This window comes from Acidovorax sp., assembly GCF_027492855.1.
In the GTDB taxonomy this organism is placed as follows: Bacteria; Pseudomonadota; Gammaproteobacteria; order Burkholderiales; family Burkholderiaceae_C; genus Acidovorax.
On the sequence record NZ_JAPUDY010000051.1, the window covers coordinates 236,215 to 249,962 of the forward strand.

Consider the following 13,748-nt stretch of genomic DNA (forward strand, 5'->3'; position numbering starts at 1 on the left):
GATTATCCGTTGCGATTGCGCCGCACCGGGGCAGCCCCCTGCCAGGCGACTGCAGCGACAATCTCCCCTATTCCTTTCCCATCCGCGCTGCCGTGCGAGCCCCTGTCAACGCCGCGCCAGTGCCCTGTCCATGCCTTTTGCCTCCCTCGGTCTTTCCCCCGCCCTCGTCCACGCCGCCGACAAGGTGGGCTTTTCCACGCCCACGCCCATCCAGGCCGGGGCCATTCCCGCCATCCTGCAGGGGGCAGACCTGCTCGGGGCGGCGCAGACGGGCTCGGGCAAAACCGCCGCCTTCGCTCTGCCCCTACTGCAACAGCTTCAGCTGAGCGCCACGCAGGGGCCGAGTGGCCCGCGCCGGGTGCGCGCCCTGGTACTGGTGCCCACGCGCGAGCTGGCCGCCCAGGTGGGCGAGGTGCTGCGCAGCCTGGCCCAGCACCTCTCGCAGCCGCTCAAGGTGGCCATCGTGTTTGGCGGTGTGTCGATCAACCCGCAGATGATGGGCCTGCGCGGCGGCGCCGACATCGTGGTGGCCACGCCGGGCCGCCTGCTGGACCTGGTGGAGCACAACGCGCTGCGCCTGTCCACCGTGGCGCACCTGGTGCTGGACGAGGCCGACCGCCTGCTGGACCTGGGCTTTGCCGAGGAACTGCAGCGCGTGCTGGCGCTGCTGCCTGCGCGGCGGCAGAACCTGTTTTTCTCGGCCACCTTCCCCACCGCCGTGCAGGCGCTGGCCGATGGGCTTCTAAAAGGCCCGGTGCGCGTGGAAGTGCCCCACACGCCCGGCAACGAGCCCGCCATCACGCAGCGTGCCATTGCGGTGGACGCCAGCCGCCGCACGCAGTTGCTGCGCCACCTGGTCAAGGAGCATGACTGGTCGCGTGTGCTGGTGTTCGTGGCCACGCAGTACGCGGCCGAGCATGTGGCCGAAAAGCTGTACAAGGCCGGTATCTTTGCCTCACCCTTCCATGGCGGACTGAGCCAGGGCGCGCGCAACCAGGTGCTGCAGGAGTTCAAGGACGAGCGCTGGCAGGTGGTGGTGACCACCGACCTGGCCGCGCGCGGCATCGACATTGCGCAGTTGCCCGCCGTGGTCAACTACGACCTGCCGCGCTCGGCGGTGGACTATGTGCACCGCATCGGCCGCACGGGCCGCGCGGGCGAGAGCGGCGTGGCCGTGAGCTTTGTAACGGCCGATGCCGAGCCACATTTCCGCCTGATCGAAAAACGCCAGCACCTCGCCCTGCCGCGTGAACAGATCGCGGGCTTCGAGCCCACCGAAACCGTGGCTCCCGCGCCCGCCACCGATCCCCAGGGCACGGGCGGCATCAAAGGCAAGCGGCCCAGCAAGAAGGACAAGCTGCGCGCTGCCTCGGCGGCTCTCGCATCAGCCCCCACCGCCGACAAAAAAGGCTCCTGAACGGAGCCTTGGGGAATATTGCGGATCACGGCCTGATTAGGCCTCGTTGTCACTCTCGTCGAGGTCATGGCCTCCCGCCTCGTCCACAGCGCGGGGGGTGCGCTTGCCGGGCTTGGCCAGGATTTCGACATAAAACTGGGCACCGCCCTCGGTCGCCACTTCGTTGATCAGGCCGGTCAGGGCTGAAAGATGCACCACGGCGACATCCTCCTTGGTGCGGCCGAACTGGCAATCAAAGTCCCAGAAATCGGCGCCTTCGGGCACATCGCGGCGGCGTTCGCGTTTGATGTATTTGCGGATTTCGTGCTTGACGGCATCCAGAACGCGGTCGCGGTTCTTGCCTTCAACGTGGAGTTGGAAAGTTTTTCTCATGGGCGATGGTAGCGCCGATGCCAGATAAAAATTCCCACACGAAGACCCCGATGCCACAATGGTGCATACATTTTGTCACCACAACACCCCATGCCCCACCACACAGATCTGCTGCAAGCACTGCCAGCGGCGGTGCTGGTTACCCAAAACGGGGTTATTCGTTTTGCCAATGCCGCAGGCGCGCAGTTGCTGGAAATGCCCAGCGCCGAAAGCCTGGTCGGGCAGGTGCTGGAGCGATTCGTGCACCCCATGGACCAGCCCCGGTCCACCCGCCGCGTGCAGGAAGTGGCCCAGCCTGGGCATGCAGGGCAGCCCAACAAGTCCTCGGAATTCCGTGTGCGCACGCAGCAGGGCCATCTGCGCATGGTGCTGGTCAGCAGCGTGGCCATTGAATGGGAGGGCGCGCCCGCCGTGCTGATGAGCGGCATGGACATGACCCATCAGAGCGAGATCGCGGCTGAATTGCGAGAGAGCGAGCAGAACTTTCGCCGCCTGTTCGACAACCTGCAGGACGTGTACTACCGCACCAATGCCCAGGGGGTTATTCAACACGTGGGGCCCGGCGTGCGGCGGGTGTTGGGCTATGAACCCCACGAGATCGAGGGCCGCACCGCAGAATCGTATTACCCACACCATGCCGACCGCGACGCGATCAAGGCCGCCATTCACGAAAAAGGCGAGGTGTGGGATTTTCCCGGCCAGCTGGTTCGGCGCGATGGCATCGTGATCGACATCGCCACCAGCAGCCACGCGCTGTATGACCAAGCAGGCAATTTCGCAGGGATTGAAGGCATCTACCGCGACGTGACGCAGCGCAAAAACCTGGAGCGAGAATTACAGCGCCTGGCCACCACCGACATGCTCACCGGCATTGCCAACCGGCGCGCGTTCCTGGAATGCGCCGAGTCCGCCTACGTGCATTCGCGCGCCCATGGCGAGCCACTTACGTTGCTGATGCTGGATCTGGACTATTTCAAGGCCATCAATGACCGCTTTGGCCACCTGGAGGGCGATCGCGCGCTGATTGCGTTTGCACAAGCCGTCAAAAGCCAGTTGCGGGCCAGTGATGCCGTGGGCCGCCTGGGCGGCGAGGAGTTTGGCGTGTTGTTGCCGCTGACCGCCGGGACCGAAGGCATGGAAGTCGCCCTGCGCATCTTGCACAGCGTGCGTTCGCTGCAGCTCTCGGATGCCATGGGTTACACCTACAACATCACGACCAGCCTGGGTGTTGGCTCCTTCCGCCAAAGCGACCGCAGCCTGCGCGACATGCTCGATCGCGCCGACCAGGCCCTGTACCTGGCCAAGCGCCGGGGACGCAACCAGATCGCATCGCTGGATACCGCAACGGACGAATGAGCCGGGCTTGCAGCACGGCACAATGCCCTGCATGACGGAACCCACCTCTCCCCGGCGCCCTCACCCGCCCGCACGCACAGCCCTCCACAGCGTTCCCCATAAAGACCAGATCGCCCTGCTGGAGCCCTTTGAACGCCTGGGCCTCGACCGCATCGAGTTGGTCAGCACCCCTGCACAGGCCGACCTGGCTTGCAACACGCTGGCCGCAGCCAGCGCCTGGGGGTTTGACACCGAATCCAAACCCACCTTCATGCAAGGTGAAGTGTCGGACGGCCCCCACATCGTGCAATTGGCCACGCAGGGCCGCGCCTGGGTGTTCCAGTTGCACGACCCCGGCTGCCGCGCGCGCGTGGCCGAGCTGTTGACCCTGGGTGGCGTGACCAAGGCGGGCTTCGGCCTGGGCGACGACACCAAACGCATACAGGCCAAGCTGGGCGTACAGCCCGTTGATGTGCTGGAACTGAACACCGTGTTCCGCCAGCAGGGCTACCGCAAGGACATGGGCGTGAAGGGCGCGGTGGCCGTGTTGTTCAACCGGCGCTTCATCAAATCCAAGAAAGCCGCCACCTCCAACTGGGCGAATGAAAGACTCACCGAGGCCCAATTGATCTACGCCGCCAACGACGCCTGGGCGGCGCTGCGGGTGTTCCACGCGCTGCAGGCCCCGGCGCTCCAGGTTCGTTAAGAAATTGCTATAAAAACAGGAGCTTCTTGCGCTTATCTATCAAGCGCTAGATGCCATTTTTATCTCAATTTTTCAAACCAAACCGCCGACTCACAAACGGGCAGCCAGCCGCGCCGCCTGGTCGATGGCGCGTTTGGCGTCCAGCTCGCCCGCCTCCAGCGCGCCGCCGATCAGATGCGGCTTGCGGCCCTGGGCTTCCAGTTCCTGCGCCAGGTGGCGCAGCGGCACCTGCCCGGCACACAGCACCACCGTGTCACAGGCGATCCAGGTCGGGTCTTCGCGTTTTTCGCCGTATGAGACGAGCAGGCCCTCGTCGGCAATGCGCTCGTAGTTCACGTCGCTCACCATTTGCACCTCTTTCATCTTGAGCGTGGTGCGGTGGATCCAGCCCGTAGTCTTGCCCAGCCCGGCACCCAGCTTGCCTTTCTTGCGCTGCAGCAGCGTCACTTGGCGCGCGGGCGGCGTGGTGCGCGGGCCAGAGGGTGCCAGGCCGCCACGCGCCTCGGCCGGGTCGGTAATGCCCCACTCGGCCTGCCAGGCGGGCAAGTCGAGCGTGGTGGAAGGATGGTCACCATGCGTCAAGAACTCGGCCACGTCAAAGCCGATGCCGCCCGCGCCGATGATGGCCACGCGCTCGCCCACGGGCTTGCCGTGGCGCAGTACGTCGATGTAGCTGAGCACCTTGGGATGGTCCTGACCGGGGATCTGGGGGTCGCGCGGCTCCACGCCGGTGGCGATCACCACATCGTCATAGCCCGGCAGATCCGCCGCCTGCACGCGCTGGTTCAGGTGCAATTGCACGCCGGTGTCTTCCACCCGCGTGGCCAGGTAGCGCAACATTTCGTGGAACTCTTCCTTGCCCGGCACCACCTTGGCCATGTTGAGCTGGCCGCCGATGGCTGCCGCTGCGTCGAACAGATGCACCTCGTGCCCGCGCTCAGCGGCCACCGTGGCGGCGGTGAGGCCCGCAGGCCCAGCGCCCACCACCGCAATGCGTTTGCGCGATGACACCGGGCGGTAGACCAGCTCCGTCTCATGGCAGGCGCGCGGGTTCACCAGGCAACTGCTGGTCTTGTTTTGGAACACGTGGTCCAGGCAGGCCTGGTTGCAGGCGATGCAGGTGTTGATGCGGTCGGCCCGGCCCTCGGCCGCTTTCTTTACAAACGCCGCGTCGGCCAGCAGCGGCCGCGCCATGGACACCATGTCGGCGCAGCCATCGGCCAGCACCTGCTCGGCCACTTCGGGCGTGTTGATGCGGTTGGAGGTGACCAGGGGCGTGGCAATACCCGCAGCCGCGAACTCGGCCTTCATCTTCTGCGTGACCCACGCAAACGCCGCGCGCGGCACGCTGGTGGCGATAGTGGGCACACGCGCCTCGTGCCAGCCGATGCCGGTGTTGACGATGTTGGCGCCGCCCGTGGCGACGGCCTTGCCCAGGGTAACGATCTCGTCCCACGCGCTGCCGCCGGGCACCAGGTCGATCATCGACAGGCGGTAGATGATGATGAAGTCCGGCCCCACGGCCTCACGCATGCGGGCCAGGATCTCCACTGGCAGGCGCATGCGGTGGCTGTAGTCACCACCCCAGGCATCGCGCCGCAGGTTGGTGGCTTGCGACAAGAACTGGTTGATGAAATAGCCTTCCGAGCCCATCACTTCCACGCCGTCGTAGCCCGCCTCGCGCGCTTTCACGGCGCAGTTGACGAAGGCGCGGATCTGGCGCTCCACCCCGCGCGCCGACAGCGCAAACGGTGTGAACGGCGAAATTGGCGACTGCAGGCGCGACGGAGCCACGGCCAGCGGGTGATAAGCGTAGCGGCCCGTGTGCAGGATCTGCAGCGCAATCTTGCCGCCCGCCCCGTGCACTGCGTCGGTCACCACCCGGTGGCGTTTGGCTGCGCCCGATGTGGACAAGGTGCCCGCAAACGGCTTGGCCCAGCCCGCTATGTTGGGCGCAAAGCCGCCCGTCACGATCAGCCCCACGTCGCCCTCGGCCCGCTCGCGGAAGTACGCCGCCATGCGCGACAGGTCGCGCCCATCCTCCAGCCCCGTGTGCATGGAGCCCATGAGCACGCGGTTCTTGATCGTGGTGAAGCCCAGGTCCAGCGGCGCGAGCAAGTGCGGATACAGGGCGGCGCCGGGCGCGGGCGCAGTGGAGGCAGAGAAAGACATGGTGTTTCGTGAGGAGTAGAAGAATTTTCTAGAACTTTATTCTAGAATACCCTTCTATGGCAAGCCGCACTTCCCCCAACCCTTCCGCCGAGCCCGCACCCGACCGCCGCCAGGACATCCTGAACGCCGCCCTGGACTGCGCGGTCGATGGCGGGGTGGACGCCGTCACCATCGACGGCGTGCGCGCCCGCTGCGGTGCCAGCGTGGGCAGCATTTACCACCACTTCGGCAACCGCGACGGCATCCTGGCGGCGCTGTTCTTCGACATCTTTCACAACCAATCACGCGCCGTGCAAATGCAACTGGATGCCGCCCAGGGCGCGGAGGCGGGCGTGCGCGCCCTCGTCACGGGCTATCTGGACTGGGTGGTGGCGCAGCCCGAGCGGGCACGCTTTCTGTTTCAGGCCCGCGGCGCCGTGGCCGCAGGCCCACACAAGCCTGATCTGGCCGAAGCAGCGCGGTGCCGCAACCAGGCCCTGGTGGCCTGGTTCGAGCCCCACCGGCAAGCAGGCGCCGTGCGCAATCTGCCCTGCGAGCTGATGCCTTCGCTGGTGATGGGCCCGGTGCAGAGCTATTGCCGCGCCTGGCTGTCAGGCAACGCAGGCCAGGGCGACCTTCCCTCACCCATCACCTACCGAACCGAGTTGGCCGATGCGGCGTGGCGGGCCGTGAGGGTGTGAACGGTCAGTAGTGCGGCGGCAGTTCGTCGCGCAGGTTGCGCGGCGCAGCACCGCCGCCCTCGGGCGCCTGCTGGCGCAGTTGGATGACCTCGCGCGTGAGCCGGTCGATCAGCTCTTGTTGGCGGTAAATGGTGAGATTAAGCTGGTCCAGCAGGTCTTCGGTGAAGCTGGCCTTGATCTCCAGGCTCTCCAACCGCTCGATGATCTGCTGCTGCGCGTCACTCATCACACGGCCTGCCCAAGGCGCGCCACACCTTCGCGGATCTTGTCCGAGTCGGCCGTGGCAAACGACAGGCGGAAGGTGGCGTGGTCGGGGTTGGCGCAGAAGAACGGCGTGCCGGGCACAAAGGCCACGCCCTTTTCGATGGCGCGCTTGGCCAGCACATTGCCGTCAGCCACCTTGCCGCCCGCACCGGTCAGGCGTGCCCACACAAACAGGCCGCCCTGGGGCTGCACAAATTCGATGGCGTCGCCCAACTCCTTGCGCAGCGCGTCGCCCATGGCCTGGGCACGCTCGGCATACACCTTGCGCACATGGGCCAGCGTTGCGGGCATGCGGCCGGCCTTGAGGTACTGCGCCGCCGTGGCCTGCGCAAAGGTGCTGGTGTGCGCATCGCTGAACTGTTTGCACATGGTGGCCTTGGCCAGCAGCTCGGCCGGGGCGATCATCCAGCCCACGCGCAGGCCGGGCGAGAGCACCTTGCTCAAGCTGCCGCAGTGCACCAACAGCTCGCGGCTGCCGGGCACGGTGGCCGACAGGTTGAGCAGGCTGGGGGGCGGGGCTTCGCCAAAATACAGGTCGCCGTAGGGGTCGTCCTCAACGATCAGGGTGTTGTGCTTGACGGCCATCTCCAGCACGGCCTTGCGGCGCTCCAGGCTCAGCATGGCGCCGCTGGGGTTGCCAAAGGTGGGGATCAAATAGACGAACTTGGGTTTGTGTTCGGCGATGAGTTTTTCCAGCTCGTCGGTCTTCACGCCGTTGCCGTCGATGGGCGCGCTGATGAGCTCGGCGCCATACAGGCGAAAGCACTGGATGGTGGCCAAAAAGGTCGGGCCTTCCACGATGACCTTGTCGCCGGGGCTGATGAGCGTTTTGCCCAAAAGGTCCAGCGCCTGCTGGCTGCCGGTGGTCACGATGAGGTTGTCGGCTGCCACGTCCTTGGCGCCCTTGGCTTTCATGAAGGCGGCGAGTTGCTCGCGCAGCGGCTGGTAGCCTTCGGTCGCGCCATATTGCAGCGCCGCGCCGGGCTCTTCGGCCAGGGCCGCGTTGCTCGCCGCACGAATGCCTTCCACATCGAACATCGCGCTGTCGGGAAAGCCGCCTGCAAAGCTGATGATGCCGGGCTTGCCCAGCAGCTTGAAAAGCTCACGGATGGCGGAAGTTTCTACATTGTTCAGGCGGTCGGCGAATTGCATGGCGTGGACAGTGGGGTTGGCAACAGGATCACGCATTGTCGCCAATTGACGCGCAGGTTTCCTGCAGCCTACGATGCAACCCTTTGCCGAGACCGACCATGCCCCTGGAAATCCGCCATCTGCCCCGCATGCGCCTGGCCTACATGCGCCATACCGGGGCCTACGCCCACCCCGGCCTCACCGAACTGTGGGAGCGTTTTGGCGCCTGGTGCAACACCCGCGGATTGGGCGATCCGCGCCCCAAGTTCTATGGCTTCAGCCACGACAACCCGGCCTGCACACCACCCGAGCAGTGCCGATACGACGCCTGTGTGCAAATTGGCGTGGGCCTGCGCACGGGCCCCGACGTGCAGGTGATGGATTACGAGGGCGGCGACTATGCCTGCATGCACTTCACGGGCACCGGCCCCGAGATCGCCCAAGCCTGGGCCCACATGGCCGAACCGGGGCAGATACCGCAAGGCTGGGAGTGGGACCCGCGCGCTGCGCTGGAGATCTACGACGAGGACTTTGCCGTAGACCCGGCCACGGGCCGGTTTCCGTGCTGGCTGTGTGTGCCGGTGCGGCGCCTGGCGTGACCTTGGCTCGACACAAGCACCTCCAACACTCCCCCGTGCTACCGCCACGCGGATCAGCGCCAGTTCGCGCCCCTGCGTGATGTGCGGGGCCCCTGCAGGACAATGTGGCGCCCCACGCCTTTCAAAAAAACTGCCACGACCCCACCCCATGAAGACCTCCAGCATCGAGCCTTTCTTCGCCACCCTCAAGGCAGCCAACCCCATGCCCAACACCGAACTGGAGTACACCACCCCGTTCGAGCTGCTCGCCGCCGTGTTGCTGTCGGCCCAGGCCACGGACGTGGGCGTGAACAAGGCCACGCGCAAGCTCTTCCCGGTGGCGGGCACGCCAGAGGCCATCCTGAACCTGGGACTGGAAGGGCTGGAGGGCTATATCAAGACCATCGGCCTGTACCGCACCAAGGCCAAGAACCTGATGGAAACCTGCCGCATCCTCGTGGAGCAGCATGGCAGCGTGGTGCCCCGCACGCGCGAGGCCCTGGAGGCGCTGCCCGGCGTGGGACGTAAAACAGCGAATGTGGTGTTGAACGTGGCGTTCGGCCAGCCCACCATGGCGGTAGACACGCACATCTTTCGCGTGAGCAACCGCACGGGCCTGGCCCCCGGCAAAAACCCGCTGGCGGTGGAAATGCAGCTCATGAAGCGCGTGCCCCCCCAATACGCCGTGGACTCACACCACTGGCTCATCCTGCTGGGCCGGTATGTGTGCCAGGCGCGCAAGCCGCGCTGCTGGGAATGCCTGGTCGCACCGTACTGCGACTACCAGCCCAAGACCACGACCACCTGACGTCCAAATACTCCCAAAAAGGAGGCATGCCAGGCTTGCCTGCCCCCTCGTTTTACAGGGGGCTCCGAGGGCAAGTCCATGGCTATACTGGTTCAAGGCAAGGCAGTGATTTTTCAGAGCGTTTGACGACTTCGCCGATGTTGGCAAGAGATTGTTATCGCATTGTTACCTGAGCGCACCGCTCCCCCACCCATCACGGATGACGAACCTCGACCCACGTTCCATGATCGCCACGGCGGGCTTCATGGCCGCCGTCATGGCGATCGTTCTGCTGTTCATGCGCCGCTACTACCCACCCTCGATCCGGGGTGTGGGTGCCTGGGCCGCCGCGCCGCTGCTATGGCTGGTGTCCACGCTGCTTTTTGGCACACGCGGCTACGCACCGGACTGGGTCAGCCTGGTGACCGCCAATCTGATGCTGGTGCTGGGCACGCTGATCTACTACGTGGGCACGCGCAGCTTTTTGGGCCATGCATTTCACTGGCGTATCTGGGGTTGGGTGCTTGCGGTCTCCGCACTCGTGTTTGTGGTTCTGACCTACTGGTTTCCCAACTACGCGCTGCGAGTGGGTTTTTTCTCCCTGGTCATGTTTTCCGTCTATGCCGCGCAGCTGAACTTCATGCTGCGCCACGGTGGGCCCAATTTTTCGGTACGGCTGGTGGAGGTGGTGCTGGCCTTGCACATGGTGGTACTTGCATCCAGGCTGATCACCATCTTGATGGGGCACGCGGGCTCCGACCTGATGGAGGCATCGCTGCTTCAGACGCTGTACATCGGAGGCTACGTACTCTCGGTGCTCATGCTCTCCATCGGCGCGGTGCTCATGGCCACCGACCGCCTGCGCACCGAGCTGGAATATCTGGCCACCTACGATTCGTTGACCAAAACGCTGAATCGCAGGGCGCTTTTGCAGCGTTGCGAGGACGAGCTGGAACGGGCCCAGCGCTATGGCAACGGTCCGTCGATCATGATGGTGGACCTGGACAACTTCAAAACAGTGAACGACACGCGCGGCCACCAGCATGGGGATGCCGTTCTGACACATTTCGCCGAACGCACGCGCCAAGTGCTGCGCCGTGCAGACCGCCTGGGGCGCTACGGAGGCGAGGAATTCATGGTGCTGCTTCCGGGCGCCGACACAGCAGCGGCCGCCAGCGTGGCCCAGCGCATCCACGCCACGCTGGCCATTGGCCATGCGCTGGACTGCGAGGTCAGCATCGGGCTGACCAGTTGGACAGGCTCGCACGAAACCCTGGACGCCATGCTCTCGCGGGCCGATGCCGCGCTGTACCGCGCCAAGCGCGAAGGGCGCAACCGGACCGTTGTGGCCTGATCCGCTGCCCCACTGCCGCGCTCACCGCGGCCTCACGTTACCTGAGTGGAGACCCCTGCCGACCCAAAACTGGCCATCTCGGCCAGGATCGCGCAGGCTGACTGCAACAGCGGCCAGGCCAACGCCGCACCCGATCCCTCGCCCAAACGCAGGCCCAGGTCCAGCAACGGCTCGGCCTGCATCTGGGCCAGCATGAGGCTGTGTCCGCGCTCGCCCGAGCGGTGCGCAAACACGCAGCGCTGCAGCACTGCGGGTTGCAAACGGCTGGCCACCAGCACAGCGGCACTGGTGATGAACCCGTCCACCACGATCACACGGCGCTCTGCAGCCGCTTGCAGCACCGCGCCCACCAGCGTGGCGACCTCGTAGCCGCCCAAAGCCGCCAAGGCGTCCAACGGGCTGGTGGCACTGGCGTTGGCATCCAGCGCCTGCTGCAGCACGGCGCGTTTGCGTTCGATGCCCGCAGCGTCCAGGCCCGTACCAGCGCCCGTCACCTCGGCCAGAGGTAGGCCCGCCAGCCGCGCGAGCAGCAGCGATGCCACCGAGGTGTTGCCGATCCCCATCTCGCCCAGCAGCAGCGCGTTGCCCGGCAGGTCGCGCACCACCTCCATGCCGTTGGCCAGCGCCTGGGCGCATTGCTCTGCCGTCATTGCGGGGCCGGCCGACGCATCCTGCGTGCCCAGCGCCACCTTGCGCAGCAGCAGGCGCGGCTTGCCCGGAGCGGCATCGCGCGCGGCGATGGGCTTGGCCACGCCGCAGTCCACCACCGTGAGACCCAAGCCGTGCTGGCGTGCGAGCACGCTCACGGCTGCGCCACCGGCCAGAAAGTTCTCGATCATCTGCCAGGTCACGTCGCTCGGAAAGGCCGACACACCCCGCGCCGCCAGGCCATGGTCGCCCGCGCACACCAGCATCTGGGGCGCCCGCAGCGCCGGGGCTTCGGTGCCCAGGATCAGGCCCAGGCGCAGCGCCAGGCGCTCCAGCAGGCCCAGAGAATCCAGGGGCTTGGTCTTGAAGTCGATCGCGTGCTGCAGGCGGTCGGCCAACGCGGCATCATGCAGGTCGTCAATGGATGGAAGAGTGAAAGGTACGGTCATGGCGGTAGAGAACACAACAAAAAATGCCGTGCACATGGCGGCACAGCGGGGTTTCACGAACGAGGCCCAGGCCTATGCGCGCGGTCGGCCGGACTACCCGGCGGCGCTGTCGGCCTGGCTGGAGCAGGTCCTGGGCCTGGGCCCGGGCCGCCAGGTGGTGGATGTGGGCGCGGGCACAGGCAAGTTCACCGCGCGGCTCGCAGCCACCGGGGCCGAAGTGGTGGGCGTGGAGCCCGTGGACGCCATGCGCGCCAAGATCGACGCACTGCAGTTGCCCACGGTGCGCGCCGTGGCGGGCACGGCGCAGGCCATGCCACTGCCGTCCGGGGTGCTCGATGCCGTGGTCTGCGCGCAGGCGTTCCACTGGTTTGCTGGCAGCGAGACCCTGGATGAATTCCATCGCGTGCTGCGCCCGGGCGGGCGGCTCGGCCTGGTGTGGAACGTGCGCGATGAATCGGTGGACTGGGTGGCCGAGCTCACCGCCATCATCACGCCCTACGAAGGCGATGCGCCGCGCTTCTACAAGGGCGACTGGCGCAAGCCCTTTCCGCACCCTGGTTTCAGCCCGTTGGTTGAGACGCGCTTGCCACACGAGCATGTGGGGCCGCCGCAGCAAGTGATCATCGACCGCTTCATGTCGGTGAGCTTCATCGCCGCCCTGCCCGATGCCGAGCGCGCCCAGGTGCGTGCACGCATCGAAGCGCTCATCGCCCGCCACCCCGCGCTGCGCGGGCAAGAGACCGTGCGTTTTCCGTACACCACGCTGGCATACCATTGCGAGCGGCTGTAAAGCCCCGAAGCCCGCCACGACCGCAGCTTTACGCGGATACCAGTGCATCCAGTACCCCAGGGGTGAAACACGCGCCCAGGGCCTCGGCCAGGCCATCGAACACGCTGTCCAGCGTGGGCGCCTGGGCGCCGAACAGCGCGTGCAGCACGGTCGCATCCTCGAACAGCCCGTGCAGGTACACACCCAGCACGTTGCCCGCAGGGTTTTGCCAGGCGATGCCCGGAATCACCTCGCGGGCCACGTCGCCCTTGGCGGCCATGGCCGGGTGCTGGGCCGTCTGGCCGTGGTGGATTTCATAGCCGGTGACGGGCACCCCCGCCAAGCCGCCCCACACACCCTGCACCGCGCCAAACCGCGCCTGCGTGCGCTGCACGGTCTTGGCGACCTCGAAAGTGGTGACCAAGGGCAGAAGGCCCAAGCCGGGGGCATTGCCATCGATGCCCGCCGTGTCGATCAGCGCCTCGCCCAACATCTGCAGGCCGCCACACACCCCCAGCACGGTGCCACCTTGTCCGGCATGGCTGGCAATGGCCTGGTCCAGGCCCTGCGCGCGCAGCCAGGCCAGGTCAGCGGCGGTGGCCTTGGAGCCGGGCAGCACCACCCAGTCGGTGGGCTTCAACCCGCCCAGGTCGGCGGGGCTGCGCACCCACAGCAGGCGCACGCCGGGCACATTTTTGAGGGGCTGGAACTCGTCGAGGTTGCTGATGCGCGGGTAGGCCACCACGGCCACGGTGGTGTGCACGGCGCCAGCAGCGGTGCTGCGGTCGTCAAACACGCCATCTTCTTCGGGCAGGCCGTGGCGCCATTGCATGGGAATGGTGGCCACAGTGGGCACGCCGGTCAGCTCCTGCAGCATCTGCGGTGCGGGGGCCAGCAAGCTGGCGTCGCCACGGAACTTGTTGAGCACAAAGCCGTGGATCAATGCACGTTCGTCTTCGGGCAGCAGCGCCCAGGTGCCGTAGAGGTGGGCAAAGGCGCCGCCCCGGTCGATGTCGGTCACCAGCAGGCAACGTGCATCGGCATGGCGGGCCACGCGCATGTTGACGATGTCGCTGGCGTGCAGGT

The 13,748-nt window shown here is 66.2% G+C and carries 14 protein-coding genes; 8 read left to right on the forward strand and 6 right to left on the reverse strand.

The window, feature by feature from the left end; translation table 11 throughout:
- Positions 1-130 precede the first annotated feature (130 nt).
- The gene (locus Q0105_RS10715; RefSeq protein WP_298211572.1) at positions 131-1,417 is read left to right on the forward strand and encodes a DEAD/DEAH box helicase; all 1,287 of its coding nucleotides are present in this window, start codon (positions 131-133) and stop codon (positions 1,415-1,417) included.
- A 36-nt stretch (positions 1,418-1,453) separates the two neighbouring features.
- Here the strand turns inward: Q0105_RS10715 and Q0105_RS10720 are convergent, their stop codons facing one another.
- Entirely contained in the window at positions 1,454-1,789 is a 336-nt protein-coding gene (locus Q0105_RS10720; RefSeq protein WP_298211574.1) for a DUF6172 family protein, read from the reverse strand.
- 90 nt (positions 1,790-1,879) lie between these two features.
- Between Q0105_RS10720 and Q0105_RS10725 the strand changes: the two genes are divergently transcribed.
- Both Q0105_RS10725 and Q0105_RS10730 read left to right on the forward strand, forming a co-directional pair.
- Positions 1,880-3,145 carry a sensor domain-containing diguanylate cyclase gene (locus tag Q0105_RS10725; protein ID WP_298211576.1) on the forward strand — a complete coding sequence of 422 codons (1,266 nt, stop codon included), beginning with the start codon at positions 1,880-1,882 and terminating at the stop codon, positions 3,143-3,145.
- 31 nt (positions 3,146-3,176) lie between these two features.
- Positions 3,177-3,830, forward strand: coding sequence for a 3'-5' exonuclease (locus tag Q0105_RS10730; protein WP_298211578.1), 654 nt, complete (start codon positions 3,177-3,179; stop codon positions 3,828-3,830).
- Positions 3,831-3,920: 90 nt separating this feature from the next.
- Here the strand turns inward: Q0105_RS10730 and Q0105_RS10735 are convergent, their stop codons facing one another.
- Entirely contained in the window at positions 3,921-6,002 is a 2,082-nt protein-coding gene (locus tag Q0105_RS10735) for an NADPH-dependent 2,4-dienoyl-CoA reductase (RefSeq protein WP_298211579.1), read from the reverse strand.
- Between the two features lie 56 nt (positions 6,003-6,058).
- On the opposite strand from Q0105_RS10735, the gene Q0105_RS10740 reads away from it, so the two are divergent.
- A complete protein-coding gene (locus Q0105_RS10740; RefSeq protein WP_298211581.1) occupies positions 6,059-6,682 on the forward strand; it encodes a TetR/AcrR family transcriptional regulator in 624 nt (207 codons plus the stop codon).
- 4 nt (positions 6,683-6,686) lie between these two features.
- On the opposite strand, the gene Q0105_RS10745 is transcribed toward Q0105_RS10740, so the two are convergent.
- Positions 6,687-6,908 carry a SlyX family protein gene (locus Q0105_RS10745; protein WP_298211583.1) on the reverse strand — a complete coding sequence of 74 codons (222 nt, stop codon included), beginning with the start codon at positions 6,906-6,908 and terminating at the stop codon, positions 6,687-6,689.
- Positions 6,908-8,098, reverse strand: coding sequence for a PLP-dependent aminotransferase family protein (locus tag Q0105_RS10750; protein ID WP_298211585.1), 1,191 nt, complete (start codon positions 8,096-8,098; stop codon positions 6,908-6,910). The genes Q0105_RS10745 and Q0105_RS10750 overlap by 1 nt, the downstream gene beginning before the upstream one ends.
- A gap of 98 nt (positions 8,099-8,196) precedes the next feature.
- Here Q0105_RS10750 and Q0105_RS10755 point away from each other — a divergent pair, with 98 nt between their 5' ends.
- From Q0105_RS10755 to Q0105_RS10765, 3 genes are all read left to right on the forward strand, one after another.
- Positions 8,197-8,676 carry a GyrI-like domain-containing protein gene (locus Q0105_RS10755; protein ID WP_298211587.1) on the forward strand — a complete coding sequence of 160 codons (480 nt, stop codon included), beginning with the start codon at positions 8,197-8,199 and terminating at the stop codon, positions 8,674-8,676.
- Between the two features lie 148 nt (positions 8,677-8,824).
- Positions 8,825-9,463: an endonuclease III gene (gene nth / locus Q0105_RS10760; RefSeq protein WP_298211589.1), complete on the forward strand. Its 639-nt coding sequence runs from the start codon at positions 8,825-8,827 to the stop codon at positions 9,461-9,463.
- 199 nt (positions 9,464-9,662) lie between these two features.
- Complete coding sequence (locus tag Q0105_RS10765) at positions 9,663-10,796, forward strand: diguanylate cyclase (protein WP_298211591.1); 1,134 nt, start codon at positions 9,663-9,665, stop codon at positions 10,794-10,796.
- A gap of 32 nt (positions 10,797-10,828) precedes the next feature.
- Here Q0105_RS10765 and cobT read toward each other — a convergent pair whose 3' ends face one another.
- Positions 10,829-11,893 (reverse strand): nicotinate-nucleotide--dimethylbenzimidazole phosphoribosyltransferase, encoded by a 1,065-nt coding sequence (gene cobT, locus Q0105_RS10770; RefSeq protein WP_298211593.1) that lies wholly within the window; start codon positions 11,891-11,893, stop codon positions 10,829-10,831.
- On the opposite strand from cobT, the gene Q0105_RS10775 reads away from it, so the two are divergent.
- Entirely contained in the window at positions 11,892-12,683 is a 792-nt protein-coding gene (locus Q0105_RS10775; RefSeq protein ID WP_298211595.1) for a class I SAM-dependent methyltransferase, read from the forward strand. The genes cobT and Q0105_RS10775 overlap by 2 nt on opposite strands.
- A gap of 28 nt (positions 12,684-12,711) precedes the next feature.
- Here the strand turns inward: Q0105_RS10775 and Q0105_RS10780 are convergent.
- Positions 12,712-13,748 (reverse strand): cobyric acid synthase (locus tag Q0105_RS10780; protein ID WP_298211597.1); only part of this gene is annotated, 1,037 nt, incomplete at its 5' end.

Bases quoted from the DNA above. Each gene is read 5' to 3' on its own strand.
- Q0105_RS10755 (WP_298211587.1), top strand. From the start codon at position 8,197: ATGCCCCTGGAAATCCGCCATCTGCCCCGCATGCGCCTGGCCTACATG.
- cobT (WP_298211593.1), bottom strand. From the start codon at position 11,893: ATGACCGTACCTTTCACTCTTCCATCCATTGACGACCTGCATGATGCC.
- Q0105_RS10735 (WP_298211579.1), bottom strand. From the start codon at position 6,002: ATGTCTTTCTCTGCCTCCACTGCGCCCGCGCCCGGCGCCGCCCTGTAT.
- Q0105_RS10765 (WP_298211591.1), top strand. From the start codon at position 9,663: ATGACGAACCTCGACCCACGTTCCATGATCGCCACGGCGGGCTTCATG.
- Q0105_RS10750 (WP_298211585.1), bottom strand. From the start codon at position 8,098: ATGCAATTCGCCGACCGCCTGAACAATGTAGAAACTTCCGCCATCCGT.
- Q0105_RS10740 (WP_298211581.1), top strand. From the start codon at position 6,059: ATGGCAAGCCGCACTTCCCCCAACCCTTCCGCCGAGCCCGCACCCGAC.
- Q0105_RS10725 (WP_298211576.1), top strand. From the start codon at position 1,880: ATGCCCCACCACACAGATCTGCTGCAAGCACTGCCAGCGGCGGTGCTG.
- nth (WP_298211589.1), top strand. From the start codon at position 8,825: ATGAAGACCTCCAGCATCGAGCCTTTCTTCGCCACCCTCAAGGCAGCC.
- Q0105_RS10715 (WP_298211572.1), top strand. From the start codon at position 131: ATGCCTTTTGCCTCCCTCGGTCTTTCCCCCGCCCTCGTCCACGCCGCC.
- Q0105_RS10720 (WP_298211574.1), bottom strand. From the start codon at position 1,789: ATGAGAAAAACTTTCCAACTCCACGTTGAAGGCAAGAACCGCGACCGC.
- Q0105_RS10730 (WP_298211578.1), top strand. From the start codon at position 3,177: ATGACGGAACCCACCTCTCCCCGGCGCCCTCACCCGCCCGCACGCACA.
- Q0105_RS10775 (WP_298211595.1), top strand. From the start codon at position 11,892: ATGGCGGTAGAGAACACAACAAAAAATGCCGTGCACATGGCGGCACAG.
- Q0105_RS10745 (WP_298211583.1), bottom strand. From the start codon at position 6,908: ATGAGTGACGCGCAGCAGCAGATCATCGAGCGGTTGGAGAGCCTGGAG.